Source organism: Sphingomonas sp. CCH9-E2, from assembly GCF_001557215.1.
Taxonomy (GTDB): Bacteria; Pseudomonadota; Alphaproteobacteria; order Sphingomonadales; family Sphingomonadaceae; genus Sphingomonas.
The window spans coordinates 18,826-32,608 of record NZ_LSJM01000055.1 but is presented as its reverse complement, the minus strand read 5'-3'; the positions used below and the strand labels follow the sequence as shown (position 1 = coordinate 32,608).

Genomic DNA, 13,783 nt, shown 5'->3' with positions numbered 1-13,783 from the left:
TCACCCCCAGGGATTTCGCCTGTTGGTAGTCGGATTGCGCTGGTTCCACTGCACCCGCTTATACTGCTGCACTCCGCCCAGCACTGTGCTCCCGAAGTCGAATGCCCCGCTGATTGCCTGTCCGGTTCGCGCCTGGCGCGCGCCAGCCGCAGAGGCGCGGTAGTTCGCAGCCGACAGCTCGAACCCGCGCGCCTCGCGCATCGCGTTTTCCCTGATCGTCTGGCTGTCTTCCTGCCCCGCCCGCGCCAGATCTTCGCGCACCGCCGCAGCGTTGCCAAAGCTGACATCAATCCCGTTCGCAGCCAGCGCCGCGCGCTGCGCGCCCTGCTGCTGCGACAGCTGGCGCTGGTAGCGCTGATCCTCCAGCTTGCCCCGCTCGATCGCGTCGCGCGCCGCCGCGTCCTCCATCTTGGCGTTGCGGTCAGCAACACGCGCTTGATAGGTCGACTGCTGCATCGCCGATACGGTCGAGGCGGCACTGCCCGCCGCAGCTACAGCCGACGCGATCAGGGTGAGGGTGACAGGATCAGCGCACATCGCTCATTCTCCAAAAGGGCAGGAAATACAGCCCGCCATGCACCACGGCATCCTCGCCGATCGTGAACCCCCAGCGCCGCAGCATCCGGATCGCGCGATCGTTTCCGCGCCAGACCAAATTCTCCAGCCGCGTGAAGCGGGCATGCAGCTGCCCGACTATCTCCGGCCCCAGCACCAGCATCGGACGCGCACAGTCGAACGCCCGACCGGTCGCCAGCATCCACGGCCGCCCAGTCCCCTCGATTGCGTTGAGGCAACTTGCGCCGAGCATCGCTTCCGGCCGACCATCGACGAATGCGGTCGCGGCGATCGATGCGCCGCGCAGCGCCTGGCGCAGTGCATCCTTGGGGGTGAGCCGAAAAGCAGCACACTCGATCCGGTCCGCGTCTCGCATCCGGGCGGCGATCGATCCGATATGCGCCGGGCTGGCAGGTCGAAGCTCCACGCGCATCATTCGCTCTCGTGGATTTGCAGGTCAAGATACACCGCCGTCATCGTGAAGGGCAGCGGGTCGCTGGACCGAATAAACAGCGTCGCCTCGCCAGCGGTCACCGCCTCGGTCGCGGTATCGAGCGCGCCGGTGAATAGCGCCGTGGGCGTGCCGAGCGGCTCCTTGCTGCGCGCCTTCGCCGCATACATCTTCTCGATGCGCCGACCGGTCTCCACGCTCCCGATGCGGGTATCGGCTACCTGCAGAACGATATCGCCGAGCTGCTGGCGCTTGCCGCGCGCGAAGCCGCTGTCCGTTTGCGGCACGACGGGCAGGGTTTCGACTAGCGCCTCGAAAGGCAGACCGATCGTCACCACAGTTTCGACGTCGTAGCCAAGCTCGACCCAGCCGTCCTCGCCGACAACCCGGCCCTTGATCGAAAACCCATCGGCGATCGCGTTGACCGTCGCGCCGGCCAGATGCGGGACATAGAAGCGAGACGTCGCCGCCTCCGGCTGGAATGTCACCGCGCAGTCGACGTAGCAGCTGTCGCGGACGTCCGCCCAACGCGCCGCCGCCATGCGTTCAAGGAACCGGCGCTCCTCCCCCGCAATCCTGCGGCGGACAACAAGATAGACGCGGCTCTCCCCGCCCTCCGGCACCGCACACACCTGCTCGACGACGCCATCGGTCTCGCACAGCGTCCATCCCCAGACCTGCTGCTCCTGCTGCCAGGTAAAGGTCGGCATCTTGCCGTCGGAGCGCGCGGACCAGATGACCGACAGCGGCTCCTCCGCATAGGTCCAGCTCGTGATGCTGAACCCGGTGAACAGCCCGGGCGAAAAGATCGACACGTCGTTCGAGCGATAGCCATCAATCTCGAAGGTGAAGCCGAGGCTGCGGACGCTCGACCCGATCGCCGGCATGTAGAAAACGACCTCGTCGAGCACGAGCGGCTTGAGCCGCGACACCCCCCGGCCGGACTGGCGCTTGGCGAGCGGCGGCGGGGCGGCCGAGATGTAATCCTGATTGGACCCGGTGAGTACGAACACGCCATCGCCGGTCAGCGCGATCAGGTTGGTGAGCGGCACCAGCGCATGGATCGCGTTCACCTTCTGCGCCTGGATGCGCATCGTGATGCTGTCATCCTCTCGCACCGGCCGGGCGATGTCGTAATTCTCGAAGTCGGCCGTGCGCGAACGATACAGCCCGTTCGGGTTGGCGCGCGTCCGCGCCCAGAACAGGCCCTGCTCATAAAAGGTAACGCGCGATGGCTTGTCATTCTCGCCGGCGAAGGGGTTGAACGCCTCCGGCGGACCATCGGTCAGGTCGGGCGCGATGTTGTCGTCGGTGAAGCTGGTCCCAGTGGTCTCGCCGATGAACCCGAACGACTGCTGATTTTCAGCCTTGTAGATGCGATAGCGCCCCGCGCCCGTGGCCACGCTCCACGCGACGACGTTCTTGTTCCGCTTGAGCGTCAGGTCGTTGCTGGCGCTCGCCGATGCCGATGGCCGACTTTCCTGCCCGGTCGCGTCGTCGATCGCCGTCACCACATAGGAGGCTGGCTGGGGGAAATATGCGTCGCCGCCATTGTCAGCGTCCGTGTTCGCGGCGGTCGCGGTGACACCGACCCCCGTCGGGGGATCGATCGTCGGGCCGACATTGATCGTCGCGAAGCTCCAGTCGGTGTGACCGGAGCGCACCAGCTTCGTCGGATCATGGTCGAGATGCGCCAGATAGACGATGTCGAACGCCTGGACATAGTCGAGCTCGGCCAGCTCAACCGCATTGTAAGGCGTTGGCGCCCGATAGACCCGAGCGACGCTCACTGCAGAACCTCATAGTCGCGGATGCCACCACCACCGCCGCCAACAGGCGGAGGCGGAGGCGGCGGAACAGGATCCGGCACCGGCGGAGGCGGTGGCGGTGGCGCGGGCTCTTCGGTTCGGATCGCACCCCCGGTGTCTCCGGTGAACACGCCGAAGCCGGTACCATCCACCGGCACCGTGAACGTATCCTCGCCGGTGACGGTCACGGGCAGCAACAGGCCGTTGAGTTCGATCATGCCCTCGATGCCGGTGAAAAACACCTCATCGCCGTCCGCAAAGCCGTGGAAGGATGCGGTGATCTCGACCGGATTCGTGTTGCTTGCCGCCTCGACGGTCAGGCGCTCTTCCAGCACCATGCCGCCACCCGCGCCCAGGCGCATCGTCGCCTGCCCCAGCATCATCGCATAGTTGGCGTCATATGCACCCTCGAACGGGATCAGCCGCTGCTCGCCATCCTTGATCTCATAGACCAGCCGCGTGCCCGGTCGCTTGGTCAGGCCGCCATATTTCAGGATCAGCATATTGATCGCTTGGCGCACGCCCGCGCTGTAGGGCGCGATATCGACGCGGCCCCACAGCTCCTTTGACAGGATACCGCGGCTGAAATTGTGAAGCCCGACGCGCGACCCGACCATCAGCCGGCATCCATGTAGAATTGCGCCTCGACCGACGCGATCTCGACGAACACGCCGCCGGTCGACCGTTCGACCTTGAATGGCCCGGCCGCGTCGCTCGCCCAATGCAGGTAGTTGCCGTTGCCCGGCATGCTCAGGTCATTGGAACAGCTGACTTCCAGCGAGACCGCCCCGTCCTCCCCGCTCTCGGTTACCCGGTAGGACTGGCGCGCCATGGCGGGGCTGGCAGTGACGATGACGGGTTGCACGCCGATGCGCTCGATCACAGGAAATCTCCATATCCTTCCCGCGCGAGCAGGATGTCGGGCACGAAGTCCCGCGTCGTTTCGCGGTCGCGGTTCATATTCTCCGCCTCGGCGCGCTGTCGCGCGACCTCCGCCAGACGGATCAGGTCGCCTTGGCGACGCTTGTCCTTGTTGATCGGCATGACGATGCGCGACGCCAGCTCCAGCACCAGTGCATCGACGAACTTCGCGGTGAAGCGGCTCTCCGGCGGCGCGCTGGACACAAATTCCAGCACCGCATTCTCGACCCGCGCGTAGAGCCGATTGCCTGCAATGCGCATTGGCGCACGCCCCTCGAACCCGCGCGCACGGCCCACCCACGAATAGACGGCGTTGCCAGCCGTCGCGCTGTCATAGGGCAACAGGTAAAGCGGCTTGGCCAGATCGGCCGGCAACGCATAGGCATAGGGCCATTCGGCCGGACGATCATTGACTGCGACCGCCAGCGGCGCGCGCACCGTGGCGAAGTCGTAATCGCTACCTTCGAGCAGCTTCTGCAGCGCGTTCTCATAGGCGTCGGAACAGGCTTCGCGCTCGATCGAGGCTTCATCGATCGTATCGACGCGCTTGGCCGGAACCTGCGCCAGCGCCATGTTCCAGATCTGGAGCCGGGAATATGCCATGCCCCAGCTATGCCGCCGCAACCTGACGCGCGCGGCGAACGCACAAACAAAAACGGGGCGACCCGAAGGCCGCCCCGCTTCCGTCAGTCAACGCAGCCCCGATCAGGCGTCGTCGCGCTTCGCAATGATTGCGGAGCGGATTTCGTCGTCGGTCGCATCTTCCGCGAACTCGACGCCTTCGCGCCCAGCCACCTCGATCAGCGCGGCCCGGTCCTTGCCGTCGAGCGACAGCTCGTCGCCCTCACTCGGCTTGACCGGCGGCGTCGGTGCCGGAGCAGGCGTCTTTCCACCCGTTGCCTTGGCGGCCTTCGCGCCCGCCGCGGCGCGCGGCTTCGAACCGCCCGCCTTGCCATCGCTGTCATGGTCGAGCTGGGGCTTTGCAGCCTTGCCCTCTTCCTTCTTGCGCTTGGCGAGGATCGCTTCGAGCTGCTCGGTCGTCATCTGATCGACCGGCGTCGAACCGGCCGGCATGAAGCCGCCCTTTTCGTCGAGGTCGATCTCTTCACCTTCCTGCGCCAGACGCCCGCCGATGAAGCGCTTGCGGTCGAGGATCATCTTTTCCATCGAGGCTCTCCCTTAGTAGCCGTGCAGTTCGCCGATCGGACGTTCGGCGAGGGCGGTGTCGGTGCCGACCACAAGGCCCGCGGTCACCTTGCCGGTGGTGTAATCCCCGACGTTGGTGGTGTAGCGGAAGCCGAGATAGTCCTTCGTCACCTTGGGCAGCGGCACGTCGATGACGCGCTTGCCAGCCTTCAGGTTGACGTTGCTCGACCCGTTGGCGATCGCGCCGGTCGAGTAGAGCGACTGCACGTTCGTGGTCAGCGCGGCGTTATCCGCCTGGATGATCTCGAACGTGATGCCGGTGGCCGACCCGTCCGGAGTGAAATCCGCCTCGATCTGGCAGAACGCACGCAGGTTGCGGCTGCGGTCCGCGCCCAGAAGCCCCTTCATCAGGATGGCATCGGTCGAGACCGCATCGGCGGTGATCGCCTGCTTCTCGGAGCAGAGCAGTTCCTTGTCGGTGTTCATGGTGCCTCCTTAGACGACGCGGGCTTCGTCGATGTTCAGCACATCGAGCGAGCGGATGGGGACGCCGAGCACGGTCGGCACCTTCTTGCCGCCGACCTCGTCGAAGCCGAGCATGCCACGGCCCTGGCGCGCATCGTTGAGCGCCTGACGGTGGATGATCGCGCCGAGCGGGCCGGGAACATAGTAGGCGGCGTTGGGGCCGATATGCTGGCAGCGGTGGTACATCTGCACCATCACGTCTTCCAGATCGGCACCGGTGCTGCGGTTCGGCGTCAGCAGCGAATAGTCGATATTCGCGGCGCGGACGACGGCGCGCGGATCCTTGACGAACAGGCCATGATCCCACTGCCACCAGTCGGTGTAGGCGAGATAGTCGTTGCCGTTTTCGTCCTGGACGACGTCGCCGATCGGGTAGCCGTCCGGACCCAGCGCCTTGTTGGCGGTGGTGTCCATGTGCAGCAGGCCCGCCTTCGTGCCCTTCGGATACAGGCCGCCGACCTTGTCGAGATCCCAGTTGATCAGCCACATCGACCGATTGTCGATGCCGGAGCCCTGGCAATCGATGATCTGGCTCTTCGTCGGACCCGACAGATCGTTGAAGCGCGGCGCGAGACCGGTGAACTCCTTCGACTCGAAGAACGCGTTCCCGTAGAACAGGCGCTCTGCGAACGTCTCGTTCATGGCATCGTGCCACGGCTTGGCGAACGACATCCGCGCCTTGGCCGGATTGCCGCCGAGGATCGCGAGCCCGCGATCCATCTGCGACGCGCCAGCCAGCTGCGCGGCGGTTTCGTCGAACGAACCGACCGTGCCCTTCGACTTGGCGACGCCCTGATTGTACCGGCGATACTGCGGCGTCGGCTTACCCGTGCGCACCCAGGTGCGCTCACCCGTCAGAAGGTTGCCCTCCTTCCACGGAAGATCTTCAAGGACAGGATTGTCCTTGGTGAGGATTTCGGCGACCTCACCCTGTGCTTCACCGGCCTCGCCATAAGTGGCGGTGACATCGACCAGCGTCGCAAGCGCCCCGTTGCGTACACCCATATGCTACCCTTTCGGTTGGAACTCTTCGCCATAGAGCTTCTGCTCCGGCGTCTTCGGTTGCGGCACGGTGTCACCGCGCTCGAAGCTACCCTCCGCCAGGTCGCGACCAACGCGCGCCACAAAGCGGATCATGTCAGGATGGTTGCCGATCCCGCTTTCGTCGAGCAGCTGGCGCAGCCCTTCGCCGGGCTTGAGACCATAGTGATCGAACGCGCGCGCGGCGGACGCCTCGGTCGCCTTGCGGTTCGCGCCGCCGATCTCTGGATCCGCGTCGAACGCGTCGGCCCAGCCCTTGCGCATATCGGCGACCTGCTGCGCCCCGGCATCGTTCGCCTTCGCGACCGCGTCCTGGATCGCCTTGCCGACCAGCGGCACCAGCTTCTGTGCCTGTTCGTTCGACAGGTTCAGCTCGCGCAGCACCGGCTCGGCTTCGCCCATCAGCGCGGGATCGATCGCCTCGAACCCTTCGGGCGGCGTCAGCTCATATTTCTCGGGAGCGCCCGCAGCAGCGCCTTCATCGCCGCCCGTGTCTTTTTCGCCCTCGCCCTCCGCGCCTTCCTGCCCTTCACCTTGTCCAGCGGTGCCAAGGAAGGAACCGTCTTCGCCATCGGCCTTTGCGTCGCCATCGCCCGCCCCCTGCTGCTGATCGCCCTGCGCCGCCTGCGCGGCCGCATCCGCTGCACCCGGGTCGGCGGCGGCTGCAGGATCCTGCGCGTTCGCTGCGGCGTTCGCTGCGGCGGTCGCGGACGCATCGGCCGCGCCGCCATCGGCATGGCCGTCAGGCGCGCGCATGACGCGGCCCATGGCGCGCTCGACCGGCGACAGCGCCAGACGGTTAATCAGAAAGGGATTGATCGCGGGCTTCCGCATCGTCGGTCTCCTTGGGGGTGGATTCGGTGAGGATGACGGCGAGCACATGCTCGACGCTCGTTGCGCGGGGCACGCCCGCTGCAGCCTCGGTAAGAATGTCCAACCCCAGAGACCTGCGTCCTTCCATGAGAAGGACCTGATCGGCTCCGGCTGTTGAACGCCATATACCGGCATGAGAACAAACACGCAACAAAAAGCGTCGGAACGCCGCGTTGCGCATCAGCAGCTGCATATCGAGCTCTTCCTGACTGGCGCGGCGGCTCACCCGACCAGCCTCTCAAGCAGCGATCCGGTCCCGGTATCCGCTTCGGACAGCAGCCGCGCCGCGTCCGCGCCATCGCGCGCCGCCGGCATCATCGCCGCCATGCGCTCGGCATTCTCCGCCTGCGCGCGCTGCGCCCGCATCGCCTCCACCGCCTTGGCGTCGCGCATACCCGCCGGGATCGCCCCGACGCGCTGCCAATAATCGCGCACGATCGCATCGGGATCGATGTTGTCCGCAGCGCCGGGGAATGCCGCCGACATGTTGCCGACAAAGCTGACCGCGCGCTCCGTGCTGCTGATCCCCAGCATCTGCTGTGCCTGGGCAAGGATGCCGATGAAGTCCGTCCGGATCTCTTCGTCCATCAGCTCTTCGGGCGGCGGAGGCAGGCTGTTGAGCAGGTCGCCACGCGAGGCGAGGATGTCGTGAACGCGATCGTTCGCGATCTGCAGGCCCTCGCCATTGGCGCGATCGACCACCGGGCCGAGCTGGGTAAGCTGCTCCTCATGCCGCCGCGCCAACTCCTCGACGTTGCGCGGCTGCACCCCGTCCATATTGGTGACGGCCATGAACAGGTCGACATACTTGGCGCGGTCGACCGACTCGCGCGCATCGATGACGTCTTCACGCAGGATGCTGATCGTGCGGTAATCGAGCTCATAGACCGGCTTGATCCCGACGCTCATATCCGCCGCGGCGACCGTGGTATGCGCACCGGGCAGCATGCCGATCCGTCCGATGGTGGGAGGCCCCCAGGTCGCAGGCTTCACGATCATGTCGGTCGCCTCGCCCTTGCGCTTTGCCTGCAGCTGCAGCGCGCGCATATCGGGCAGCGCCACCTTGCCGGGACCCGTTCCCCAGACATCCCCGGCCAGCGCTTCCCAGCGCGGCGAACAGAATGGCTGCGAGCGATACCCCTCGATCGCGAGGAACGACTTGCGATCCTCCTGCCCCGCCTCCCATTTGAGCGAGCGATAAGGCATGCCGATCTTGCCCAGCCGACCGGGCAGATAGGCCGGGTTCGGTTCGATCAGCTGCTTGACCGGAAAGCGGCGCTCATAGTCGCCCTTGTCCCACGCCTCTTCCACCGCCTTGGTGACACGCGACCAGTCGAGCTTGCGGCTGTCGAAGCGGTCCGCGACATGCGACGCGACCATCTGGCGCGTGGTCAGCGAATAGGTGCGCGACAGGCTGTCCGGCGTCAGGTCCGCGCCGAGCGCGATGCCATATTCGCCGAAGGTCAGCGCATGCGCGACCAGCTTGGGGCTGTCCGCATCGTGCGCCTGAAACAGCACCGCACCCGTGCCAAATGCCCCCATTTCGAGGAAGCAGCAGAGCATCGCGTCATAGAAGTTCGACGACGCGAGCGCCGCGTCCATCAGCTTGTCATAGGCCGACAGCCAGACGCGCACGCCATAGCTATCGCCCAGCGCCTCATCCTCCAGCTTCGACTTGCGCCACGGCCGTGACCGCGACGCCATGCCCGACAGCATGCCATTGCCCAGCGTCCGCATGCTGCGGATGCTGTGCCCGTCGTAGAGGTTGACCTTGGTCGATGCGTTGCGCTGCTTACCCTTGTGGCTTTCGACCAGCGCGCGCGACCGCTGCGGCAGGCACAGCCCGGCGATCTCGTAGCAATCGGCCACGATATCGCTCGACGGCATCATCGCCTTGTGGCGATGCTCCGCATGCTCGCGCGCCTTGTCATCCTCGGAGCGCCGCAGGGTCAGGGTGCCGCCCTGGGCCATCAGACCCCAAGGACGTTCGTGGTCGCGGCCATGCCGGACGCGGGCGCGATCATCGCCGCGCCGTAACCACGGCGCCGACGGTCGCGATCAGCCATGCGCAGGCCGATATCGCCGCTCGGCGCACGCGCCGATTGGCGTTCAGGGGGATTGGGAACGTCGGGCGTACCGCACATGATGCCATCTCCAGTGAGATGGCGTCATGCGGGGACGGCCCGACTAGGTGGCGCTAATGCACGAAGGCCGCGCGCGCCGCGCGCAAGCTAGCAGCGACAACTGGGGCTCAACGTCCCGTCGCAGCATTTCTTGCGGCTTCCCGCACAGCCGCAGACGCCGCCATGATGCGAGCAGCAACCCTGCTGGCCACCGGCGACGGCCGTTGTGCAGATGGGCGCTGCGCTGGATAAGGCGAACGCGGCAACAGACGAAGCAAACAGCTTGAGCATGTCATCCTCCCCCTAGAGGAGGGAGATCATGCGCCCATTTCAGACGGCTGTCGAATCGTCACCTTAACTCGGCATGCCGCAACATCGGGCCGACGCTCGCGCGCCGCCGCCGAGCCTCGACTTCCGCCAGCGCCCCCTCGACCTGCTCTTCCAGCGCCGCATCGCCATGCGCCTCATAAACGACGACCTCGACCGACACACTACCCAACTCGTCGCCATCGCGGAAGTCCGCGACCATCAGGTCTACACCGTGCACAGTCTGGCGACGCACATTGATCAGGCGCGATCGGATCATCAGTTCAACTCCGAAAAACGATCATAATGCGTCGCCTGCCCGGCGATGTAGCTTGCAGGATCCCGCCGCGCCGTCGTGCGCGGCGCGACCGGGAAGGCGAAGGTGCAGGCGAGCGCGTCGCCATCGTCCGGCGAAGCCAGCCCGCGGGCCTTCATGTGCGACTTCTTCTCCAGCGCGATCTCGGTCTCGCCGCCGCCGGCATAGGTATATTCGATCCCGGTCAGGTCATCCTCGATCACCTGCTCGTCGGGGATCACGCCGCCCGCCTTGAGCCAGCCGCGCATCGCCGCCCACATCATCGACCGCTTGTTGACCGTGTTGATATGCACGCCGGCCGCCCACTCGACCGACCCGCCCGTGCCGCCGAAATGCACCTCGAACACCGGCACGCTGTCCTTGAGCAGCTGGCGCAGGCGATCGATCACGCCGCCGCCGATATTGCCGACATCGACCATGATCGCATCGGGCTTCCACATCTGCGCCTGCAGCGCGACATCACCAGCCACCGTCATGCTGTCGATCTGGTGCCACCGCTTCCACGGCCGCGTCCGCGCATCCTTGCCGCATCGGATCGCCAGCGTCGAATGATCGCCACCGAACCGCGCACAGTCCACGCCGAACACCAGCGGATCGGACAGCAGCCCCTTGGGCACCGCCGCAGTGCGGGCGCGCTGGACGATATCGTTGCCGATGAACTGCATCGACGACGCGGAGGGGAATTGCCCCAGCACGCGCACCTTCACGATGTCGCTGTCGATGCCATAGGCAACGACCAAGCTGTTCAGATAGACCTTGTTCGTGCCCTCGACCGTACGGCTGTCGATCTGGCGCGTGTGCCACAGCGCGCGGTTCTTGCCGAAGCACCAGCGGAACTCGCCGGTGTTCTTGGTCGGGTTGCCGAACGCGATCCAGATGATCTCGGTCTCTTCGTCGGTCAGCGCGCCAAGCGTGACCTCCCAGACTTTATCATCGATGCCCGACGCTTCGTCATAGATAACGACGATGCGCTTGCCCTTGTTATGCAGGCCCGCGAACGCCTCGGTATTCTCCTTCGACCAGGTGACCGCGTCGAGCCGCCACTGATCTGCCCGCCCCTTCTCTAGGCTGACGATCGACTGCGCGTTGACCTTGAACCAGTGCGAGGTGACGGACATCTTCCGCCACTTCGAGATCTCCGGCATCGTCTTGGTGCGCAGCTGCGGTTCGGTGTTGGCCGTGACGACGACCTTGCAGTCCTCGCAGGTATCGAGCGCCCAGTTGGAGATGAACGCGATACAAGCCGACTTGCCGATGCCGTGGCCCGATGCGACCGCGATGCGCAGCGGCTGAAACCGCGTCTCCGGGTTCGACAGGTGGTCCCCGATGATCTTGAGCGTGTCGCGCTGCCAGACGCGCGGCCCCTTCTCCGGCAGCTTCTCGCTCTCCCATGGGAACGCGTAATTTACATAGCCCTCGGGATCGAAGGTGAAGGCCGCGATGTCCTCGATCAGCGCGATCTCGGGATCGTCCTCAAGGTTCTGGCGCAGCTTCATTCGTCGCGCTTCGCCGCTGCCCGCTTACGCGCCGCCGCGATCATCGCCGCGCGATCGGTGACGTTGACCTCCATCCGGTCCTTGAACAGGCCAAGGTAGCGCGCGACGTTGTCGAGTGCCTTGCCCTGATCCTGCATCTTGATCTCGAACCCGTCTCGCGTCTGCTTGACGCCCGCATAGAGCGCACGCGCCGAGCCGGTCAGCTTGCGGCTATCGGCCGCATGGATGTCGGGCACGCCCTCGCCGTCGCAATTCGGGCAATCGGCGTGCGGCTCGCGGTCCCGGCGAAAGCCATAGCCGCCGTCATCGGTCGGGAGCTTGGAGGCGATCGGCGCATCGCTGAGGATCCGGTCCATCCACGCGCGGGCCGTCTCATCATCGTCCCCGACCTTCTTGCCCTGGTCGATCTGATCCTTTGCAGCCGCGAGCGCCGCGGCGAATTCGTTCGCGTCCCGCCACTGATACGCATGACCCTCGCCATGACAGTAGCGACAGCAGCGCCGGCGGAACTGGATCAGCTCATTGGGATCGGCCGTCGCGATCTCCCACCACCGCTTGACGACATTCTCGGCGGTGATTTCCAGCTTCTCGCTCAACTTTGCACGAAGCCGCGCAATCTCGGCGCGCACCTCAGCATGTTTCAACAGCCGCTCGCCCTGCGAATAGGCCGTGCGCTCGCTATACCCGGCGCGGATCGCTGCCTGGGTGGCGTTCGTGTCGATGATGTATTCCTGCGCGAACCGCGCTTGCTTCTCGTTCACCCGGCACCGCCGAAATCGAACGCGACCTGCGGCGGCACCACCGGCTGCGGCCGCTCGATCGGCGGAAACTCGAACGCAGGCTGGCGCCCCAGCGTGCGCCACGATCCGCGCAACACCGCGCGCTCGCTGATCCGCTCGCACAATTCGACGAAAGCCGCATCGGTCCGCCACATCACCAGCGCTTCGTCCAGGCTGCGGGTGATGCTGGAATGATCGCGGCACAGCGCCTTGCCGATCTCGGAGAAGGATGCGTTGGTATGGAACTTGGCCGACCACACGACCGCGCGGCGCTGGCGCAGCAGGTCCGCGTCGCGATACTGGCTGCGCAGGTCCGCGATGCGGAACGGGTCGAAATCGACGACGGCGAACACCATCCGGCACACTTCGATGCGCGCGCCGCTATGCCGCGACAGCGCCTCGGGCGAGCCGTAGCCGCCGCGTTCGGGCAAGGTGTTGCCGCCCATGGTCAGGCCGCGTCCGCGCGAATGTCCTGCCCGCGCGCGATCAGGCGGTCGAGCGCTTCATTCATCTTGGCGATCGTCGAACCCTTCGCCTCAAACCCGCGCGAGGACCAGCGACACGGGGTCGAGGCGGCCACCTTTGCCTCTCGGCAAACCTCCTTCATCGTGAAGGAACTGCGGTTCACGCGCTCGATCAGCGCGGCCTCGGGCGATGTCTGTTGCGTCTCCAGCATGGCTAAACAGTAATAGCCATCGTGCTAATCGTAAATAGCCCGCGCGCTAATTTGGGACACTGTCACCCAAAATGCGCAAATCCGCACTGGACTTGATTAGCGCGCGCGCTAATCAGCAACTATGAAGACCGCCCATCAACGCGACAAAGAGATGCTCATCGCGCTCGCGACGCATCTGGACAAGAACTTCACCACGATCGCCAAAGAGATCGGGGTGGCGGTAACGACGTTGACGCGCGTCGGGAACGGCAAGCGACCGGGCAGGCTCAGCGTCGATACGATCGACAAGCTCAAGGCGCGCTATCCAGATTATTTCGGCGACACCGACGACATTGCATCCGACCCCGAATATGTTGAGATCGAGGTTCTGCCCTCGTTCGCCGGCATGGGCGGCGGCGGCACCGGCGAGGGCGAGCCAGGTCGCGCGCTGCTATCGCGCCAACTGATCGAGGAGCGCCTGCGCGGCCAGCCGAGCGACTTCATCCTGATCGACGTTCGCGGCGATTCGATGGTCGATGCCGGCTATCTGCACGGCGACCAGATCCTGTGCGATCGACGCGACAAAGACCCGACCCAGCCCGGTCCCTTCGCGCTTTATGACGGCGACGCCTATGTCGTGAAGTTGGTCGAGCGCGTTCCCGGCAAGCGAGGCTGGCTGCGCATCTTCTCCGCGAACCAGCGCTATACCGAGTATGAGCGCGAGGAAAACGAGGCGCGCCTGATCGGCCGCCCCGTCTGGTTGGGAAGAGCGCTCTAGAAAATTAGCC

Annotated in this window: 19 protein-coding genes; 1 reads left to right on the top strand and 18 read right to left on the bottom strand. The window is 65.4% G+C overall.

Annotation, left to right across the window (positions count from 1 at the left end):
- The 18 genes from AX681_RS03015 to AX681_RS02940 form a co-directional block, all read right to left on the bottom strand.
- Nucleotides 1-537 (bottom strand): virion core protein, T7 gp14 family, encoded by a 537-nt coding sequence (locus AX681_RS03015; RefSeq protein WP_066681736.1) that lies wholly within the window; start codon nucleotides 535-537, stop codon nucleotides 1-3.
- On the bottom strand, nucleotides 527-988 hold the full coding sequence (locus AX681_RS03010; RefSeq protein ID WP_197424217.1) for a hypothetical protein: 462 nt from the start codon (nucleotides 986-988) through the stop codon (nucleotides 527-529). The genes AX681_RS03015 and AX681_RS03010 overlap by 11 nt, the downstream gene beginning before the upstream one ends.
- Nucleotides 988-2,796 (bottom strand): hypothetical protein, encoded by a 1,809-nt coding sequence (locus tag AX681_RS03005; protein ID WP_066681731.1) that lies wholly within the window; start codon nucleotides 2,794-2,796, stop codon nucleotides 988-990. The genes AX681_RS03010 and AX681_RS03005 overlap by 1 nt, the downstream gene beginning before the upstream one ends.
- Complete coding sequence (locus AX681_RS03000) at nucleotides 2,793-3,431, bottom strand: ubiquitin-activating E1 FCCH domain-containing protein (RefSeq protein WP_066681728.1); 639 nt, start codon at nucleotides 3,429-3,431, stop codon at nucleotides 2,793-2,795. Before AX681_RS03000 ends, AX681_RS03005 begins: the two co-directional genes overlap by 4 nt.
- Complete coding sequence (locus AX681_RS02995; RefSeq protein ID WP_066681725.1) at nucleotides 3,431-3,697, bottom strand: hypothetical protein; 267 nt, start codon at nucleotides 3,695-3,697, stop codon at nucleotides 3,431-3,433. The genes AX681_RS03000 and AX681_RS02995 overlap by 1 nt, the downstream gene beginning before the upstream one ends.
- The gene (locus AX681_RS02990; protein ID WP_066681721.1) at nucleotides 3,694-4,338 is read right to left on the bottom strand and encodes a hypothetical protein; all 645 of its coding nucleotides are present in this window, start codon (nucleotides 4,336-4,338) and stop codon (nucleotides 3,694-3,696) included. Before AX681_RS02990 ends, AX681_RS02995 begins: the two co-directional genes overlap by 4 nt.
- Before the next feature lie 102 nt (nucleotides 4,339-4,440).
- Entirely contained in the window at nucleotides 4,441-4,902 is a 462-nt protein-coding gene (locus AX681_RS02985; RefSeq protein WP_066681718.1) for a hypothetical protein, read from the bottom strand.
- Between the two features lie 12 nt (nucleotides 4,903-4,914).
- Nucleotides 4,915-5,367: a Bbp16 family capsid cement protein gene (locus AX681_RS02980; RefSeq protein ID WP_066681716.1), complete on the bottom strand. Its 453-nt coding sequence runs from the start codon at nucleotides 5,365-5,367 to the stop codon at nucleotides 4,915-4,917.
- A gap of 9 nt (nucleotides 5,368-5,376) precedes the next feature.
- Nucleotides 5,377-6,411 (bottom strand): major capsid protein, encoded by a 1,035-nt coding sequence (locus AX681_RS02975; RefSeq protein ID WP_066681714.1) that lies wholly within the window; start codon nucleotides 6,409-6,411, stop codon nucleotides 5,377-5,379.
- Nucleotides 6,412-6,414: 3 nt separating this feature from the next.
- The gene (locus AX681_RS02970) at nucleotides 6,415-7,281 is read right to left on the bottom strand and encodes a hypothetical protein (protein WP_066681712.1); all 867 of its coding nucleotides are present in this window, start codon (nucleotides 7,279-7,281) and stop codon (nucleotides 6,415-6,417) included.
- Entirely contained in the window at nucleotides 7,247-7,546 is a 300-nt protein-coding gene (locus AX681_RS21755; protein WP_156456016.1) for a hypothetical protein, read from the bottom strand. The genes AX681_RS02970 and AX681_RS21755 overlap by 35 nt, the downstream gene beginning before the upstream one ends.
- The gene (locus AX681_RS02965; protein ID WP_082749488.1) at nucleotides 7,543-9,291 is read right to left on the bottom strand and encodes a portal protein; all 1,749 of its coding nucleotides are present in this window, start codon (nucleotides 9,289-9,291) and stop codon (nucleotides 7,543-7,545) included. The genes AX681_RS21755 and AX681_RS02965 overlap by 4 nt, the downstream gene beginning before the upstream one ends.
- Nucleotides 9,291-9,464 (bottom strand): hypothetical protein, encoded by a 174-nt coding sequence (locus tag AX681_RS21750; RefSeq protein ID WP_156456014.1) that lies wholly within the window; start codon nucleotides 9,462-9,464, stop codon nucleotides 9,291-9,293. Before AX681_RS21750 ends, AX681_RS02965 begins: the two co-directional genes overlap by 1 nt.
- A gap of 328 nt (nucleotides 9,465-9,792) precedes the next feature.
- The gene (locus tag AX681_RS02960) at nucleotides 9,793-10,029 is read right to left on the bottom strand and encodes a hypothetical protein (RefSeq protein WP_066681708.1); all 237 of its coding nucleotides are present in this window, start codon (nucleotides 10,027-10,029) and stop codon (nucleotides 9,793-9,795) included.
- Nucleotides 10,029-11,561 carry a terminase gene (locus tag AX681_RS02955; protein ID WP_066681705.1) on the bottom strand — a complete coding sequence of 511 codons (1,533 nt, stop codon included), beginning with the start codon at nucleotides 11,559-11,561 and terminating at the stop codon, nucleotides 10,029-10,031. Before AX681_RS02955 ends, AX681_RS02960 begins: the two co-directional genes overlap by 1 nt.
- Nucleotides 11,558-12,322, bottom strand: a complete 765-nt coding sequence (locus tag AX681_RS02950) for a terminase small subunit (RefSeq protein ID WP_066681702.1) — start codon at nucleotides 12,320-12,322, stop codon at nucleotides 11,558-11,560. The genes AX681_RS02955 and AX681_RS02950 overlap by 4 nt, the downstream gene beginning before the upstream one ends.
- On the bottom strand, nucleotides 12,319-12,786 hold the full coding sequence (locus AX681_RS02945) for a helix-turn-helix domain-containing protein (protein WP_066681700.1): 468 nt from the start codon (nucleotides 12,784-12,786) through the stop codon (nucleotides 12,319-12,321). The genes AX681_RS02950 and AX681_RS02945 overlap by 4 nt, the downstream gene beginning before the upstream one ends.
- Nucleotides 12,787-12,788: 2 nt before the next feature.
- Nucleotides 12,789-13,016, bottom strand: a complete 228-nt coding sequence (locus AX681_RS02940) for a hypothetical protein (RefSeq protein ID WP_066681698.1) — start codon at nucleotides 13,014-13,016, stop codon at nucleotides 12,789-12,791.
- Nucleotides 13,017-13,137: 121 nt separating this feature from the next.
- Between AX681_RS02940 and AX681_RS02935 the strand changes: the two genes are divergently transcribed.
- Nucleotides 13,138-13,773: a S24 family peptidase gene (locus AX681_RS02935; protein ID WP_066681696.1), complete on the top strand. Its 636-nt coding sequence runs from the start codon at nucleotides 13,138-13,140 to the stop codon at nucleotides 13,771-13,773.
- Nucleotides 13,774-13,783: the final 10 nt, after the last annotated feature.